Genomic DNA, 16218 nt, shown 5'->3' with positions numbered 1-16218 from the left:
CCGGTACGGCCAGCCGGGTCGGGTGCGCAGTGCCTCAGGGGAACATGACCTCCGGGTGTTGCGGCGACGGCTTGTCCAGCAGTGGTCGCCGCTTGCCCCGCAGGTGCCGGTCGAGGAAGGCTGCCACGTACGCGCGGGTGAGCTCGGTGGAGCGCGCCGCGGGCAGAACACCGGAGGCGGGCCTGATGCCGAGGGCGCCCGCCATCAGCGGGCCGTCGGTGAAGGACTGGTGTTCCGCGCCCGACAGTACGAGCCAGCGCTTCCATCCGGTCAGCAGCTTCCAGTCACGGTCCCACGAATGGTCGCGACCGCCGGGGATGTGCCGCGGCGCGCCCATGAACATGAACGGCCGGGAGAACCCGCTCTTGGGGATCCGGGCGTAGGTGGTGCCGTCCATGTTGATCCCGGCGCGTACCCGGGAGTCCTTCAGCATGGCCGCCATGGCACTGGCCCCGCCGATCGACTGGCCCACCATCGCGATCCTGGCGCGGTCGATCAGCTCGGAACCGTCCCACTTCGTTGTCAGCTGGTCGAGCACGAAGGAGACGTCGGCCGCCCGTCCCCGAACCACGCCGGTGCCGAAGCCCGGGTCCCTGTCGCTGTCGCACGCCAGGCACTCCGCGACCCGCCCGTCGGGCAAGGTCGTGGCATAGCTCTCGTAGGTGTGGTCGATCCCGGCCACGACGTACCCTCGGCTGGCCAGGTCCTCGGCCAGCGACGTGAGCATGCTCATCGGCTTGGTGAAGCCGGGAGAGAGCACCACCAGCGGAAGCTTCCGCCCCGAGGGCTTGGCGTTTTCGATGGCGTTCGTCCGCGTCTTGCTCAGCGTGTCGTACGGCACGCCCGCGATCCTCGCGCCCTTCAAGGTGAGCTCCGATTCCTTCGGCGTCATGTACGGCGCCCGCTCCCCTTCCCGCTGCCTGGTCGGATACCACAGGGTGACCTTGAGCTCCCTGGCTTCGACGTCAGGGTCCCAGGGATCGGGGCGGGAGACGTCCTTCAGATACAGGACGGCGGTCCCGACCGGATGGGCGCCGGTGGGGGCGGGCAGCGTGGCAGGACCGGTCGGCTGGGCCGAAACGCCGGCGGGCCTGGGCGGGGTGGGCGCGGTGCACGCGGCCACGGCGAGGACGGCGAACGCCGCCACGATCGCTCTCATGAGGCGTCCCTCAGCAGGTTCAGGGCCTTGGCCAGGGCGGGATCGCGCCCGGCGGCCGCGTCCTTCGGGGTCAGGCGCACGTAGTGGTCGGGTGGCACGCCGATCCGGTCGATCACCTCGCGATGGGGCCCGAGGTGGTGCTTGTCCGGGAAGCTCAGCCTGGTGTTGTTGCTGAGCGGGTACGGCCGCGCCGGCCCGGAGATGACGCCGGCGGTTCTGGTGCCGACCAGTCGGCCGATGCGCAGGTCCTTGACCGCGGAGCTGAAGTGCTCGCACGCCGAGGCGCAACTGCGGTCGGTGAGCACGACCAAGGGCAGGTTGAGCAGCTCGACGGTGTCGTCGGTGCGCGAGGTATCGCACGTGCCGTCCACGGTGCACTGGTAGGCGGTGACCTTGCCGTGGACGAACGCGCTCAGCAGCCGGTCCGCCTCCTCGGGGTAGCCGCCGCCGTTGCCGCGCAGGTCCAGCACGACACCGTTGAGGGTCCGGCCGGTGCGCAGCCTGGAGATCGCCTTGAGAACCCTGTTCGCGGCGTCGGGGGCGAATCCGGTCAGCCGTACATAGGCGATGTCGTCCTTCAACAGCCTCGGCCGGACCACTTGCAGGGCGGCCAGATCCTGCTGGTAGAGGCCGGGCTTGAGCGTCACGGTCCAGCGGCGGCCGGTGGTCTGCCGCAGGAGCCGCAGCTGGACCGGGCGCGCTCGCGGGTACGGCCGGTAGAGGGCGGCGATCGCGGGGGTGGCCTTCCCGTCGATGAAAGGCGCCGATCCGTTGATCGATTCGATGATGTCGCCAGGGCGCAGTCCGGCGGCCTGCGCCGCGCCGCCGTCCACAGTCGTGACGAACAGTGGGGGTACGGCGACGCCGGGGTTGCCGTCCACCTGCGGACCGTTGACGTTCGCCTGGAAACCCAGGCCGTAGCCGTCGCCGTCGTAGTAGTCGGGCGGCCGCTCGCTGCCGTGCGTCCAGCGGGCGTGGTTGTCGCCGAGGCCGGCCACGATGGCCTCCAGGGTGACGACGGCCAGTTCGTCGCGCAGGCCGGGGACCTGATCGGTGACCTTCCTGTAGACGGTCTCGAAAGCGGCCCAGTCGGCTTTCCGGTCACCGGTCAGCGCGGGCATGGTGGCCTCGGGCACGTCGCGGCCGTAGCGGTTGAGCTCCTGCGTCAGGGCGACGAATCCGGCGGTCAGCAGCGAGCGGGCATCCAGGGTCGCGCCGCTGTAGTAGTTGCCGAGGATGCAGAAGTACGCCTGCTCTACGACGTCGATCGTGGTGGCCGTCTCGGCCCCGGGAGATCCCTGGGGTTGCCCGCAAGCCGTACCGGCTGCCGTGTTCCCCTGGCTGCGCGGCGGCGTCGGCGCCGTGCAGGCCGCGGCCAAGAGGAGGGCGAGCCCGGCTGCCACGGACTTGACGGTCATGACAGGCGCCTCCGGATCCACCAGAAGGAAAGCCACGTGAGGCCGAGGGTGAGCAGGGCGTAGATCCCCGTCTCGATCCACTGGATGGGCCAGAAGCGGTCGAGGGGTTGGTAGGTCGCCTGCTGCCGATAGCCGAGCCGGTTGATCTCGACCATGCACGTGTCCGGCCCCTGTGGTCCCGCCCCTGACTGTGCGCAGGGGCCCGAGGTGGTGGAGATCCCCTGGACGACCGCTTCTTCGCCGCTGCGGGCGATCGTGCGTCCTGACGGATCGAGGAGGTCGCTGGACAGGACCCAGGCGCCCGTGTGCCCGGGGATCGCCGCCGTCAACATCACCTTGGGCACTCCGTCGCGGCCGACGCCGAGCGTGTCCACGTTCTCCCTGCCGAGCTCGATGGTCGAGGTGACCGGTGGGATCAGGTGGGGCCTGACCAGCAGGGGCATGGCGATCTGGATCGCGACGAAGACGGCCAGGGTGAGGGCCATGGCGGGCAGGGTGCGCCTGACGAGCATGCCCACGGTCACGCCGAGGACGAAGGCGAAAGCGGCGTACCCCAGGGGAGCGATCCCGCGCGCGCCGAACACCAGGGGATCCATGAGCGCGAGGCCCTCCGGAGCGGACTGATCCAGAGGTCCGGACCACCAGGTCACCGCGAGCCCGCTGATTCCCGCGGCGGCCGCGGCGACCAGGCCGGTGAGACCGACCTTGACGGCCAGCCACCGGGTCCTGGTGATGCTCTGGTTCCACACCAGCAGGTGCGTGTCAGCCTCCAGCTCCCTGGTGATCAGCGGCGCTCCCCAGAAGAGCCCGGCCAGGGCGGGCAGGATCAGTACCACGAGGGTGCTGGCCAGGAAGGGGATCTGGTAGGCGTCGAAGAACCGGTCGTAGAAGTTCAGGCATTCCTCGCCCCGCGTGCAGGAGGCGATCCCGGTGGCGTAGTCGGCGGCCAGCTGCGAGCCGGTCAGGATCAGGACGGCGGCGAGCATCACGAGCAGGACCGACGTCATCACGGCCGCGCCGCGGAACTGGCGCCAGGTCAGCCAGATCATCGCTGGACCTCCAGGGTGGGCCGCCGGTCGGCGGCGGTGGACTTGTCCATGTAGGCCAGGACGAGGTCTTCCAGCGTGAGCCGGCTGACCGTCCAGGCGGGATCGAGGATCGGGGCGCCGGTACGGATGATGTAGGTGCTCTGCCGATCGGTGTGCCGCGCGGAGACGACGTGCTGATCCGCTGGCAGCCTGCTTGGATCGCGACGCGGGCCGGTGAGCCGGTGATGGGTGGCCAGCAGGTGCTCGGTCTCCCCGGCGATCTGGACGCGCGAGTCGACGAGCACGATCAGGTAGTCGCACGTCCTTTCCAGGTCGGAGACCAGGTGGGAGGAGAGCATCACGCTGAACTCGTGCTCGACGGTGGCCTCCATCAGGCCCTGCAGGAACTCGCGGCGGGCCAGCGGGTCGAGCGAGGCGACCGGCTCATCCAGGATCAGCAGTTCGGGCCGCTTGGCCAGGCCCAGGGTGAGGGCGACCTGGGCGCGCTGGCCCCCGGACAGCTTGCCCACCCGGTGGGCGGGATCCAGACCGAGCCGCGCGATCCGTTCCCGGGCCATCCCGGCGTCCCAGCCGGGGTTGAGCCGTGCGCCCAGCCGCAGGTGCTCGGCGATGCTCAGTCCGGCGTAGACGGGGGTGTCCTGGGCGACGAAGCCGACCTTGGCCAGCTGCGCGGGACCGGCCGCGGGACGGCCGCCCAGCACGGTGAGTCCGCCCGTCGTGGGCTCCAACTGGCCGGTGGCCAGCTTCAGCAGTGTGGTCTTGCCTGCTCCGTTGGGTCCGACCAACCCGACGACGTGGCCGTCCGGGATGTCGATGGTGCAGTTGCGCAGCGCCCAGCGCTTGCCGTACTTCTTGCCCAGTCCCTGAGCCTCTAGGACGGAACTCACGCTATGTCCTCCTGAGCGGCGGTCCGAAAGGTGGTCATGAAAAGGGCCTCGATGCTCTCGTCGTCGAGGCCGGCCCGGCGGGCCTTGGCCAGCCAGCGCTGCAGTTCCAGCCGCAGCGGGCCGTGCGCGGCCAGCGAGGTGTCGGTGAGCGTCGCCGTCACGAACGTCCCCACCCCTGGCCGGGCGGCGACCAGGCCCTCGTGCTCGAGTTCCCGGTAGGCCTTGAGGACGGTGTTGGCGTTGATCGCCAACTGCGCCACGACCTCCTTGACGGTCGGGAGCTGGTCGCCCTCGCGGAGCAGGCCGAGCCGGAGCGCACGCCGTACTTGCTGGACCAGCTGCTGGTAGGGCGAGAGGCCGGACTTCGCATCCAGATAGAACTCGATCACGATTGCTCCATTTAACTAGCTTCCTAGCACTATAGATGCTCGCATATATGGTGCAGGTTAAAGAAGGCCCCGGCGGGAAGCGCTATCTCGACCTGGCGGTCCGTGGGGTGCGCTCGCCCGAGGTCACCGCCGAAATCGCCCCGGCATCTGGATACCGGTTCCCGCGCCTGGTCGAGGCCACCTGTCGCGTCGCTCGATCAACACCAGGCGTCAAGGCCACAGATCACTCAGCGACTGACCTGTGCCGCGCCGGCACTGAACCTTTCATCCGGTACGGCAGGCCGGGTCGAGCCCACCGCGGGCGCGGGGCCGGCGCCCGTCCATCACGCCGCTCCAGCTGGACTCCGGCGGGCCGCCGTCACGTCGCCCGCTTCATCGGTCGGACGACAGCGTGGACGTCCACAGGATGAGGTGGTCGGAGTTGTAGGTCGTGGAGCGCCCGAGCGCCACCACGTCGGCGCCGGAGACCGTGACAGCGCCGAGCCACTGCGCGCCCTCGCCGCCCAGCCGATCCTTCGTCAGGTCCTGCCGGTGCCAGGCCAGCCCGTCCTCCGAGGTCCACGCCGCGCTGTCGCCGCTGCCCTGAGCGCCGTGCCAGCCCACCGCCACCAGCCCCTGCGCCGCCGACGCCAGGTCGTGGACGGCGGCGGCCTGCTCGGCGGGCAGCCAGGAGTAGCTCCACGTCGCGCCCTGGTCGTCGGACACGGCGGCGAACGCCTTCCGCGAACCCGACGCCTGTGCGGTGCCCATGGCGACGATCCGCTCGCCGTACCAGACGACCTGGCGCAACCCCGCGGAGGTGGCGCCGGGCGGCAGGAGGCGCTCGCGGGCCTTCCAGGTGAGGCCGTCGGCGGAGACCCAGACGACGCCGCTCTCGCGCTCCGCGCCGCCCGCGCCGCCGACCGCGACGTAGCTGCCAGGACCCGCGGCGACGTCGTGGATGCGGACGCCCGCGCCGTCGCGGGGCAGCTTCGCGACGCGGCTGTACTTGCGCAGGTCGGTCGTGTGCCAGAGCGCGGCGCTCGCCGTACCGGAAGCCGACCGGTCCTCACCGGCGATCACGTAGCCGTCCTCGCCCGCGGCCACCGACCGCATCGACAGGTACGGCTGGCCGTCGGCGCGGGAGGGGCCGTCGATCCTCTTCCACGAGCGGCCGTCCGCCGAACCGACGAGCAGCGGCTCGGTGGAGGAGGCGTCCGGCATGGTGGTGCCGACCGCGAGCCAGCCCTTGCGGCCGTGCGCGAGATCGCTGAGCTCCTGCCGCCGGGGCGCGCCGAGCGTGACGGACTTCCAGTCGACGGCGTTCGTGCTGGTCCAGATGCCCGCGTCGGCCGAGGCAGAGCCGACGGCGACGAACCGGCCGTCGGCCGCCGCGACCCGGGCGGTCTCGCGGGCCATCCTGGTCAGGCCCTTGATGTCGGCCAGCCGTACCGGGGCGGCCTGCTCGCCGTCCTTGACGGTCATCAGCACGAGCTGGTTGTCGACGTCTGCGGCGGCCCGGTCGCCGCCGACGACCAGCGTGCCCGAGTCGGCCAGGGCCAGCCCGCGCACGGTCGCGCCCGGCATGCTGCCGAGGTCGGCGCGTTCGGTCCACCTGGCCGCGTCGGTGCTGGTGTGGACGGTGTAGCTGTCGAGGCCCGACTGGCTGACGGCGGCCAGGCCCCCGGTATGGGAGACGACCGCGTTGACGCCCGTGCTCTGCGCGCCGAGCCCGCCGATCGTGCCGCACGCGCTCCATTCGGCGCCGGTGGGTGAGCAGCGGACCGGCACGTCGCCCTTGGCGTCGCGCTGCCTGGCCGGGATCAGCACGAAACGCTCCGGGAGCGCGGCGAGCGTGCCCTGCCGGGGCGGGACGTCGGGCAGCCGGGTCGCGGTGCGGACCCAGGTGCGCCCGCCGTCCGTCGACCGCATGACGACCGAGCCACCCCCCTGGGCCGGCTGGGCCAGGACGACGACCTGGTCCTGCCTGGCCACGACGGCCTTGAACTCGCGGACCTTGTCGGGCGTGCCGATCTCGCGGCTGTCGACCCGCGTCCAGGCGCGGCCGTCGGGCGAGTGCCACGCGACGGGGCCCGAGGTGCCGTCGCTTAAGACGGTACGGCCGACGGCGACGAAGCCCGACGCGGTCCTGGCGATGTCGTGGATGAGGTCGCCCTTCCCGAACGCCTTCAGGCCGCTCTGCTCGACGGCCGCCCACGTCGCGCCGTCCGCGCTCGTCCACAGGCCGCGCTCGTCGCCCACGCCGTCTTGGCCGAAGGCGAGCCAGCCGCCTGCCGCCCCGACTACCCCCTGGACGGTGGTGGACGTGGAGCCGGTGACGTTGGCGAGCTGCCACGTGGCGCCGCTGTCCGCGGAGAAGAGGAACAGGGGACGCGGGACGGGGCTGGTGGTGTCACTGCCGACTGCCACCACGGTAGTGCCCACGGCGGCCAGGTCGTTGAGCTTCTGGTTGGAGCCGTCGCCCGCCGCCGGGACCACGAACAGTTCGTCTCCCGAACGGCTCGCGCCCGCGGCCAGGCGCAGGCCCTGCTGGCCGGAGTTCCACAACTGCCAGAGGATCACGCCTGCGGCCACCGTCAGGGCGAGGGTGATCACGATCACGTAGGGACCGAGGGGACGGCGCCGCCGCATGGGACTCGACCTGCGGATCGCGGAGGGGGCGGGGCCCCTGTGGTGCCTGCCCGCCGCACCGCCCGGCGGAGTGGGACCGGAGGCGACGAGCAGGTCGGGACGGGTGGGGCGACCCCCCGGCGGCCGCCCCACCCTACGGACTGGCTCGCCATCGGCCTGGCCCGCGCTTCGCCCCTGATCCTGGCCCCTGCTGTGGCCCTGTCCCTGTCCCTGAGCCTGCTCCAGGCCTGCGCTTCGACCCTGGCCCCTGCTGTGGCTCTGTCCCGCGACCGGGCCACGGCCCTGACCCTGGTTCTCGCCCTGGTCCTGGGGCGGAGCCGCCTCGGACTTGGGCTCGGCGGGGATCTCGGAGGAGACGCGCCCGGATTCCGTGGGGATCTCGGAAGGACCGCGTTCGGGCTCGACGGGGATCTCGGCCCGCACCGGGATGGGCGGCGTGCCCGCTCCGGCGTCACCCCGCTGCTCCCCGGCCTCTGGGCGCTCCGGTTCCGGTCGGGGCGCGTGTGTCCGGTACGGCTGGCGGGTCTTGGGCGGACCCGTCCTGACCCCAGGCGGACGGGGATGCGGCGCGGTCGGCCTGTCCCGCTCGGGAACGTGCGCGCCCCCGGCGGGCATCTCGCTCGACGGGGCGACGGAGGGCTGAACGGTGGGGGGCTGAGTGGCCGGGGATTGGTCAGCCGAAGGCGGCGTGGCCCGGGGGCGGGTGCTGGCCGGGGATTCGGTGTCCGAGGGCGCGGTGGCCGACGGCGGCGCGTCTGACGGCGGCGCGGCCGGGGCTTGGGTGGCCGGGGCTTGGGTGGCCGGGGCTTGGGTGGCCGGGGCTTGGGTGGCCGGGGCTTGGGTGGCCGGGGCTTGGCCGACCGAAGGCGAGGCGGTCGAGGACCGGGTGGCCGGGGACTGGGAGCCCGGAGGTGACGTGGCCGGGGACTGGGAGCCCGGAGGTGACGTGGCCGGGGACTGGGGTGCTGGGGGTTGGGTGCGGCTGGGCTGGGGGCGGGGTGGGCCCGAGGCGACCAGCCGGTCGGGGGGCACGACCCTGCGAGCGCGGCGCGGCTCGCCCTGCTCCGGTCTCGTCTCGGTCGGCCCCGTCGCGTGCGGCCTCGCCTCCTCGGGCGACCTTGCCTCGTGGTGCCTCGCCCCGGGCGGCCTCGTCTCCGTCGACCCCGTCTCGTGCGGCCTGGCCCCGGGCGACCCCGTCTCCGTCGACCCCGTCTCGTGCGGCCTGGCCCCGGGCGACCCCGTCTCCGTCGACCCCGTCTCGTGCGGCCTGGCCTCGTGCGGCGCGGACGCGGGGGGCGTGGGCGCGGGTGGCGCGGGGGGCGTGGGCGCGGGTGGCGAGCTGTACGGCCTGCGGCCCTTCGGCCACGCCGCGGCGTCCCCCTCGGCCTGGTCGTCCTCAGGCGTAGGCGAGGCGAACGGCGGCATCCCCCACGGCGAGGCGACGGGCACACCGCGCGTGTGGTCGTCCCTCGGACCGGGAGGCGCGTGCCGGATTCTCGGCTCCTCCGGCGTACTCGATCCGCCCGAGGGACGCGGCTCTCCCTCCCGGTGCGCCGAGTCCTCGGGAGAGCGAGGTTCTGGAGCGCGCGGACCGTCGTCCGGCTGGTGCCGTGGTGTGCGCGGATCGCTGGGGCCCGAGGCCACGCGACGCACCTCCTAGTCGGGAAATATCCGGACCGTTCCAGTTACCGTTCCAGTTATCTACGTCTATTTCGGGAGACGCACGCCGGTACTTCTACCCCATCCACCGAAATGATCACCTGCGCGCACCTCCACAGAATCCAGACCAGCATGCCCGCGCCCCGATGGCGAGACCTCTCTAGCGAGATTCATGGAACCCCTGCGTGCTTTATGGAGAAACGGTGTTGATCGCCCGTTTTCTGGCCAGCCACAGCACCCCGACGGCGAACACCGACAGCTGCACCGCCGTCCCCACCAACGACTGCCACGGCACCGCCCCCTGCTGCATGGCCTTGTCGAGCTCTCCCGCCGCCGCGCTGATCGAGAAGGCCACCGTGTTGTTCACCACGTGCATGGCGATCGCGGCCTCGAGCCCGCCGGTCCTGACCGCCAGCCAGCCCATGAGCACCCCGAAGCTGAACACGTCGAGGATGCCCCAGTCGGTGTAGGCGTGCAGCGCCGCGAAACCGGCGGAACCGAGCACGATGCCGGGCCACGGCGACCTGACGTACGCGCCGAAGGCCTGCAGGAGCCACCCGCGGAAGATGTACTCCTCCGCCGCCGCCTGGAACGGCACCAGCACCAGGATCACCGCGAACGCGGGCAGGAACGTCGCCCACCCCTTCCAGCCAAGCAGTTCCGAGGTGTTCTCGCCGGTGACGACGTACGCCAGGTAGAGCGCGCCCTGGCCGAGGATCATCGCCACCACGCCGACGCCCGCGCACCGCGCCAGCCAGCCCCACCTGATACGTCCCGCGACCGAGGAGAGCGTGCCGGGCGGCCTGCGTTGGAACAGCGCCACCGTCCCGTACACCAGCGGAAGCACCCCGGCGATCGACAGCAGCGTCACCGCCAGGCCGAACACGGGGTCGCCGAAGAGTTGCTGTTCGGACAGCGTCGTCGGCATGCCGAGGACCGACGCCACGACCAGACCGGCCAGCACCACGAAGAGCGCCATGCCGAAGAAGGCCGTCGCCACGACCAGCGTGCCGACGACCTGCCGCCACCAGGCGTTCAGCGGGTTGCGCGCCAGGTGGTCGTACCGGGTGCCCGAGGGCGCGGGCACGAACCACGGCGGCTTGGGCGGCAGCATGCCGTACTGACCCTGGGGGTAGGGCGCCGGAGCGTACTGCGCGCCGTACGGCTGCGGGCCGTGCGGCGGTGGTTGCGGGCCGTGCGGGACCGGCGGCTGGTTGTCGTGCATCTCTTCATTCTGTCCGGCCGGATGCGCATAAGTTCACAGACAAGGCGCCGGCCGAGGCGGATTCTCAGGGGGAGACATCCGAACCTGGGGAGCACTCATGTCAAGGCTGGGGCCGTTCATCACCCTGGCGGCGGGCGCCGCGCTCGCCGCGGGACTGGGTGTGGCCAGTATCACCGCGGCGCCGGTGGACCAGAGCGTCGCCACCGCCGTGCCCGTCGCCGAGGCGACGTCCACACCCGCCGCGTCCGCGAAGCCCTCACCCACGCGGTCCGTACGGCGAGCGGTCGTGAAGGCCGACTACGCGGGCCGGGTGCGGGGCAACGGCGGGCTCATCGCCGTCTCCGTCAGGAACGGCAAGGCCGTCGGCTACTTCTGCGACGGCAGGACCGAGGCCTGGTTCGCCGGCAAGGTGACCGACGGCAGGATCGCGTTGAAGGGCTTCGGCGACGCCAGGCTCACCGCCGTACTGGGCGGCCGCAAGGCGAAGGGCGAGCTCGTCATCAGCGGCAGGGAATGGGACTTCACCGCGCCCACCGTCAAGAAGCCCTCAGGCCTCTACCGGGCGACCGCCCAGGTGCGCGGCGCGCGCTACCGGGCCGGGTGGATCGTCCTGCCCCGTCCGGACGGCAATGGGTTCGTCCAGGTCGGCGCCATGGTCAAGGACGGCGTGCCCGCCCCCGTGCCCACGATCACGCCGGGTTCGCCGGTGACCATCGACGGCAGCGCCGTCACCCCGAAGGACGTCGACGAATTCATCGAGGAGATGCCATGACCGTCATGGTCGACAAGCGCACGGCCGTGGGCCTGCTGGTGCCGCTGCTGGTCGGGGCCCTGGTGATGGTCGCGCTCGGCGTCTACGGGCGCCTGCACACGCCCACCGGCTTCGCGGTCGGGCCCGCCGGGTTCTCGGGGGCCCTGGCGATGAAGGCCTGGCTGACGACCGGGGCGTTCGTGCTGGCGATCGTGCAGGTGGTCTCGGCGCTGTCGATGTGGGGCAGGCTCGGGGTCACCGTCCCCGCGTGGGTGCACCGCTGGTCGGGACGGGTGGCGTTCCTGCTCACCGTGCCGGTCGCCTTCCACTGCCTGTACGCGCTCGGGCTTCAGTACGACGTGCCCAGGGTGCTGGCGCACTCGTTCCTCGGCTGCTTCTTCTACGGGGTGTTCGCCGCGAAGATGCTGGCGCTGCCGCGCAAGGGACTGCCGGGGTGGAGCCTGCCCGTGCTGGGCGGAACGGTGTTCGTCGCCCTGGTGGGGCTGTGGCTGACCTCGTCGTTCTGGTTCTTCACCACGATCGGCGTGCGGTTCTGAGCGGGTCTCAGGAGTCCGGTGTGAAGGTGCTGGTACGCCGGAGGCCCGCCGCGCGGCCCTTGGCGGCCACCACCAGCGCCATCTTGCGTGACGCCTCATCGATCATCTCGTCGCCGAGCATCACCGCGCCCCGCCGTTCGACCGTCGTGTAGTACTCGTAGGCCTCCAGGATCAGCTCGGCGTGGTCGTAGTCCTCCTGCGCGGGCGAGAACACCTCGTTGGCCGCCTCCACCTGCAGCGGGTGCAGCACCCACTTGCCGTCGAAGCCCAGCGCCGCCGCCCTGCGCGCCACCCGCCGGTACCCCTCGACGTCCTTGATCTGCAGGTACGGCCCGTCGATCACCTGGAGGTCGTGCGTACGGGCCGCCATCAGCAGCCGCATCAGGATGTAGTGGTAGGCGTCACCCTCGGTGTAGCCGGGCGGCTGCTCGCCCACGACCAGCGTGCGCATGTTGATCGAGGCCATGAAGTCGGCGGGCCCGAACACCAGCGTCTCGAGTCGCGGCGACGACCCGGCGATGGCGTCGGCGTTCACCAGGCCGCGCGCGTTCTCGATCTGCGCCTCGATGCCGATGCGGCCCACCTCGAAGCCCATCGTCCGCTCGATCTGGGTGAGCAGCGTGTCGAGCCACATCACCTGGGTGGGGTCCTGCACCTTGGGCAGCATCACGCAGTCGAGGAACTCCCCCGCGCCCTCCACGACCTCGATCACGTCGCGGTAGGTCCACTGGGTGGTGAGGTCGTTGACCCTGACGACGCGTACCTTCCCACCCCAGTCGCCCTCGCGCAGAGCCGTCACGATGTTCTTGCGCGCCTCCTCCTTCGCCAGCGGCGCGACCGAGTCTTCGAGGTCGAGGAAGACCTCGTCGGCCGGGAGCGTCTGGGCCTTCTCGAGGAAGCGCGGGTTGGATCCCGGGACGGCGAGGCAGGAACGGCGTGAGCGCATGCCCCAAACGCTAGCGCCGCCCCCCGCCGGAGGGCAGCACAACCCCTTCCCCGGCTCCGCACACGCCGAGTTGTGGGGCTCGTTGGGTCAGGGGCGGCGGGTGGCGTAGGAGCGGAGGGCGCGCAGGAAGTCGATGTGGCGGAACCCGGGCCAGTACACATCGCAGAAGTGCAGCCGGGCGGCGGCCGCCTGCCAGATCAGGAACCCCGACAGCCGCTGCTCCCCGCTCGTCCTGATGAGGAGGTCCGGGTCGGGCCGCCCCGCCGTGTAGAGGTGGGCGGCGATGTCGTCCGCGGTGATCGTTCGGGCGAGCTCGTCGATCGGCACCCCCGCGTCCGCCCTGTCCGTCAGCACGGACCTGAGCGCGTCGACCACCTCCTGCCGTCCGTCGTAGCCGATGGCGAGCGTCAGGTGGAAGCCTTCCCTGTCGCGAGTACGGTCGACGGCGAGCTTGAGCGCGTGGGCCGTGGAGTCGGGCAGTTCGTCGAGCCGTCCCGCCACGTGGAGCCGCCACCGGGGGTCCGAGTCGACCAGCCGTCCCGCGATGATCTCCTCGATCAGTCCCATGTAGAAGGCGACCTGCGCTGACTCGCGCTTGCGAACGTTGTCGACGGAGGCGACGTAGATGGTGACGTTCCTGATGTCGAGGTCGGCGCACCAGCCGATGACGGTCTCGATGTGCTCGACGCCGTGACGGTGCCCCTGGCTCGGGTTGTCCAGGCCCATCTCCTTGGCCCATCGCCTGTTGCCGTCCATCACCAGGGCGACGTGGGCGGGGAGTGGACCCTTCAGCAGCCGGGAGCGCAGGTGACGGGCATAGAGGGCATAGAGCACAAGAAGCACCATATTCCGGGTTCACGGGCGACGTTGCGGACGCCCGCCACGTCCTGCTGGAGTGGCGTGTGAGGACGGACCCCGGCCCCGTGACCGCGGTGGGCTCGGGCTGGGCTTGCCGTACAGACCCTGCGACTGGACAGAAGCCGCGCGGGCCGGAGCCGACGAGAAGAGGAGGAGCGCGTGGGGGCGATCGAGGAGGGTGCGAAGAAGTCCGGGGTGTTGTGGGTGCATCTCGATCGGCCGCGCCTGGCGTGGCATATCTGGCACGATGGTGCGATCTATCTGGTTACCGGCGGCGGGGAACAAAATCTGCCGGGACTGGATCAAAGGGACAGCGTGCGAGTGACGCTGAGAAGCAAGGACAACGGGGCGGAGCTGGTGGTGTTCGACGCGGGTGTCGAGGTGGTGGATCAGGCGCAGGCGGCCGAGGCCGTGGCAGCGCTGGCCAAGGAGCGGCTCAACACGCCCGACGCGGCCGGGCTGACCGACCGCTGGGCAGATACCTCCACCGTCGTACGACTTACCCCATAAGGTGCATTAAGTGCAGAATCTGAAGCCGCTCCTGGCCCATGAGGCCACTCGCGTGGGCGACTACGAACTGCTCGGCCGGTTGGGCGAAGGCGGCCAGGGGGTCGTCTACCTGGGCAGGTCCGCCTCAGGCGAGCGGGTGGCCGTCAAGATGCTGCACGCCCGGTTCTCCGGCGACCCCGCCGCGCAGAACCGCTTCATGAGGGAGGTGGCCGCTGCCAGGAAGGTCGCGGAGTTCTCCACCGCCAGAGTGCTCGACGCCTCGACCGACGGCGACCGGCCGTTCATCGTGAGCGAGTACGTCGACGGCGTCTCCCTCGACGAGCTGGTCAGAGAGAACGGTCCGCGCGCCGCCGGGGCCCTCGAGCGGCTCGCGGTGGGCACGATGGCGGCCCTGGCGGCCATCCACCGGGCCGGGGTCGTCCACCGCGACTTCAAGCCGAGCAACGTGCTCCTGGGCCTCGACGGCGCCAGGGTCATCGACTTCGGCATCGCCAAGGCGCTGGACGCCACGACCGCCAGTGCGAGCGGTCTCATCGGCACGCCCGCCTACATGTCGCCCGAGCAGATCTCGGGCGAGACCGTCGGCCCGTCCTCGGACCTGTTCGCGTGGGCGGTCACGATGGTGTTCGCGGCGACGGGACGTCCCGCGTTCGGCGGCGACAGCGTGCCCGCGATCTTCCACCGGATCCTCACCAAGGAACCCGAACTGCCGGCGCTGGCCGAGCCGCTCGGGTCACTGGTCGGGGCCTGCCTGACGAAGGACCCGTCGGCGCGCCCGACCGCTCAGGAGGCGCTGCTGCGCCTCGTGGGACACCAACCTGACGTACGGCCGGCGCCCACGGCACCACCCCAGCAGCCCAGGACACCGGCGACCCTCCAGGAGCCCGGGATGCCCGGGACTCTCCAGGAGCCCGGCGCACCGGCGACGCTCCGGGAAGCCGCGATGCCCCCGACCCTCAGGGAGCCCGGCACACCGGTCACCCTCCAGGAGCCCGGCGCACCGGCGACCCTCCAGGAAGCCGACACACCCGAATCGCCCCACGAATCCAGGACCCCGGCACCCCACGAAGCCGGGACCCCCGCATCACCCCACGACGCCACGACCCCGCCAGCCCCCCGGGAAGCCGCGACAGCTGGATCCCACCAGGGAGCCGGGACGCCCGCATCCTCCCGGGATGCCGGGACGCCCGCATCCTCCCGGGATGCCGGGACGCCCGGAGCGTCCCGGGATGCCGGGATGCCGGCGACGCTCCTGGAAACAGCGCCGCCGGGCGACGCGGCGCCATCGGGGCATGCCACAGCCTCCGGCGAGGCGGGACGACCTGAGCAGGCGGGGCGCCGGAACCCCGCTCGGGCCCAGGAGGCGACGGCGGCCCTGCAGGCCGTGGACGACGCCGCGACCGACCCCGGCACCCCCGCCAGCCGTACCAAGAAGGCCGCCAAATCCGCCACGCCCGCGAACAAGCCTTCCCGGCGTAGGGCGCGCCGCGACCAGCCCACGGCGCCTGTCGAGCCGATCCCGACGGCCCTCCTGCCCGAACTGAGCGAGAGCCGGCAGCCGCCGCTCCCCAAGAAGCGCAGGCGGCTACGCCCCGCCCTGCTGCTGGCCGCCGGGGTGATGGCGGCCCTGTTCTCCGTGGCGGTGATCGTCCCCACCCTCATGTCGAACTCGGGCCGCGGTGGCGGCGGCGGTTCGCAGGCCCAGCAGCAGAACGCCAACACCGGCCCGGTCTATGAAGAAGGCAACGCGAACCCACCGGTCGCGCAGCCCTCCAGACCCAAGTCGAAGACGAGGGTGACCCTTCCCTTGCTGGAGGGCTGGCACGTGGACGACGCCGTCGCGCAGTTGGACAAGCTCGGTCTGGTGGCCAAGCTCAAGAGCGTTCCCGACGACGGAATCGCCGCGGACTTCGTGATCTCTACGGCACCGGCGTCGGGCCGCGTGGCCAAGGGCAGCACGGTGGTGGTCGTCGTCTCCACGGGCCCCGAAGGAGGGCAGGTGACCGACCCGTCGCAGGAGGCCACCGCCGACCCCGGCGACCAGCAGCCCGAGCCGACGGATGCCGCGACGCCCGAGCCGCCCCAGGAGCAGCCGACCTCGACGCCGACCGAGGACACCCCCACCCCCGAACCCGAACTGACCGAACTCAAGGGCGGCTGAGGCCAAGCCGGGGCCGGG

14 protein-coding genes are annotated in these 16218 nt (G+C 71.7%); 5 read left to right on the top strand and 9 right to left on the bottom strand.

What is annotated here, in order from left to right; all coding sequences use genetic code 11:
• Positions 1–34: 34 nt before the first annotated feature.
• From ACFXJ8_RS06755 to ACFXJ8_RS06730, 6 genes are all read right to left on the bottom strand, one after another.
• On the bottom strand, positions 35–1159 hold the full coding sequence (locus ACFXJ8_RS06755; RefSeq protein ID WP_379642839.1) for an alpha/beta hydrolase family protein: 1125 nt from the start codon (positions 1157–1159) through the stop codon (positions 35–37).
• Positions 1156–2577 carry a S41 family peptidase gene (locus ACFXJ8_RS06750; protein WP_379642838.1) on the bottom strand — a complete coding sequence of 474 codons (1422 nt, stop codon included), beginning with the start codon at positions 2575–2577 and terminating at the stop codon, positions 1156–1158. Before ACFXJ8_RS06750 ends, ACFXJ8_RS06755 begins: the two co-directional genes overlap by 4 nt.
• Positions 2574–3626, bottom strand: coding sequence for an ABC transporter permease (locus tag ACFXJ8_RS06745; RefSeq protein WP_379642837.1), 1053 nt, complete (start codon positions 3624–3626; stop codon positions 2574–2576). Before ACFXJ8_RS06745 ends, ACFXJ8_RS06750 begins: the two co-directional genes overlap by 4 nt.
• Positions 3623–4513: an ABC transporter ATP-binding protein gene (locus ACFXJ8_RS06740; RefSeq protein ID WP_379642836.1), complete on the bottom strand. Its 891-nt coding sequence runs from the start codon at positions 4511–4513 to the stop codon at positions 3623–3625. The genes ACFXJ8_RS06745 and ACFXJ8_RS06740 overlap by 4 nt, the downstream gene beginning before the upstream one ends.
• The gene (locus ACFXJ8_RS06735) at positions 4510–4902 is read right to left on the bottom strand and encodes a GntR family transcriptional regulator (RefSeq protein ID WP_379642835.1); all 393 of its coding nucleotides are present in this window, start codon (positions 4900–4902) and stop codon (positions 4510–4512) included. The genes ACFXJ8_RS06740 and ACFXJ8_RS06735 overlap by 4 nt, the downstream gene beginning before the upstream one ends.
• A gap of 372 nt (positions 4903–5274) precedes the next feature.
• Positions 5275–7503, bottom strand: coding sequence for a hypothetical protein (locus ACFXJ8_RS06730; protein WP_379642834.1), 2229 nt, complete (start codon positions 7501–7503; stop codon positions 5275–5277).
• Positions 7504–8221: 718 nt separating this feature from the next.
• Here ACFXJ8_RS06730 and ACFXJ8_RS06725 point away from each other — a divergent pair.
• Positions 8222–9193, top strand: coding sequence for a hypothetical protein (locus ACFXJ8_RS06725; RefSeq protein WP_379642833.1), 972 nt, complete (start codon positions 8222–8224; stop codon positions 9191–9193).
• A 189-nt stretch (positions 9194–9382) separates the two neighbouring features.
• Here the strand turns inward: ACFXJ8_RS06725 and ACFXJ8_RS06720 are convergent, their stop codons facing one another.
• Positions 9383–10417: a CPBP family intramembrane glutamic endopeptidase gene (locus tag ACFXJ8_RS06720; protein WP_379642832.1), complete on the bottom strand. Its 1035-nt coding sequence runs from the start codon at positions 10415–10417 to the stop codon at positions 9383–9385.
• Positions 10418–10514: 97 nt separating this feature from the next.
• On the opposite strand from ACFXJ8_RS06720, the gene ACFXJ8_RS06715 reads away from it, so the two are divergent.
• Positions 10515–11189 carry a hypothetical protein gene (locus ACFXJ8_RS06715; RefSeq protein WP_379642831.1) on the top strand — a complete coding sequence of 225 codons (675 nt, stop codon included), beginning with the start codon at positions 10515–10517 and terminating at the stop codon, positions 11187–11189.
• Positions 11186–11725, top strand: a complete 540-nt coding sequence (locus ACFXJ8_RS06710) for a DUF6529 family protein (protein ID WP_379642830.1) — start codon at positions 11186–11188, stop codon at positions 11723–11725. The genes ACFXJ8_RS06715 and ACFXJ8_RS06710 overlap by 4 nt, the downstream gene beginning before the upstream one ends.
• Positions 11726–11732: 7 nt before the next feature.
• Here the strand turns inward: ACFXJ8_RS06710 and ACFXJ8_RS06705 are convergent, their stop codons facing one another.
• Both ACFXJ8_RS06705 and uppS read right to left on the bottom strand, forming a co-directional pair.
• Positions 11733–12671: an HpcH/HpaI aldolase/citrate lyase family protein gene (locus ACFXJ8_RS06705; protein WP_379642829.1), complete on the bottom strand. Its 939-nt coding sequence runs from the start codon at positions 12669–12671 to the stop codon at positions 11733–11735.
• An 87-nt stretch (positions 12672–12758) separates the two neighbouring features.
• Entirely contained in the window at positions 12759–13505 is a 747-nt protein-coding gene (gene uppS, locus ACFXJ8_RS06700; protein WP_379642828.1) for a polyprenyl diphosphate synthase, read from the bottom strand.
• 183 nt (positions 13506–13688) lie between these two features.
• Here uppS and ACFXJ8_RS06695 point away from each other — a divergent pair, with 183 nt between their 5' ends.
• Both ACFXJ8_RS06695 and ACFXJ8_RS06690 read left to right on the top strand, forming a co-directional pair.
• Entirely contained in the window at positions 13689–14039 is a 351-nt protein-coding gene (locus tag ACFXJ8_RS06695) for a hypothetical protein (protein ID WP_379642827.1), read from the top strand.
• A 10-nt stretch (positions 14040–14049) separates the two neighbouring features.
• The gene (locus tag ACFXJ8_RS06690) at positions 14050–16200 is read left to right on the top strand and encodes a protein kinase (protein ID WP_379642826.1); all 2151 of its coding nucleotides are present in this window, start codon (positions 14050–14052) and stop codon (positions 16198–16200) included.
• The last annotated feature ends 18 nt before the right edge of the window (positions 16201–16218 follow it).

The sequence above is a fragment of the Nonomuraea sp. NPDC059194 genome (assembly GCF_042754765.1).
Lineage (GTDB): Bacteria > Actinomycetota > Actinomycetes > Streptosporangiales > Streptosporangiaceae > Nonomuraea.
This window is presented reverse-complemented; position numbering and strand designations above follow the sequence as displayed.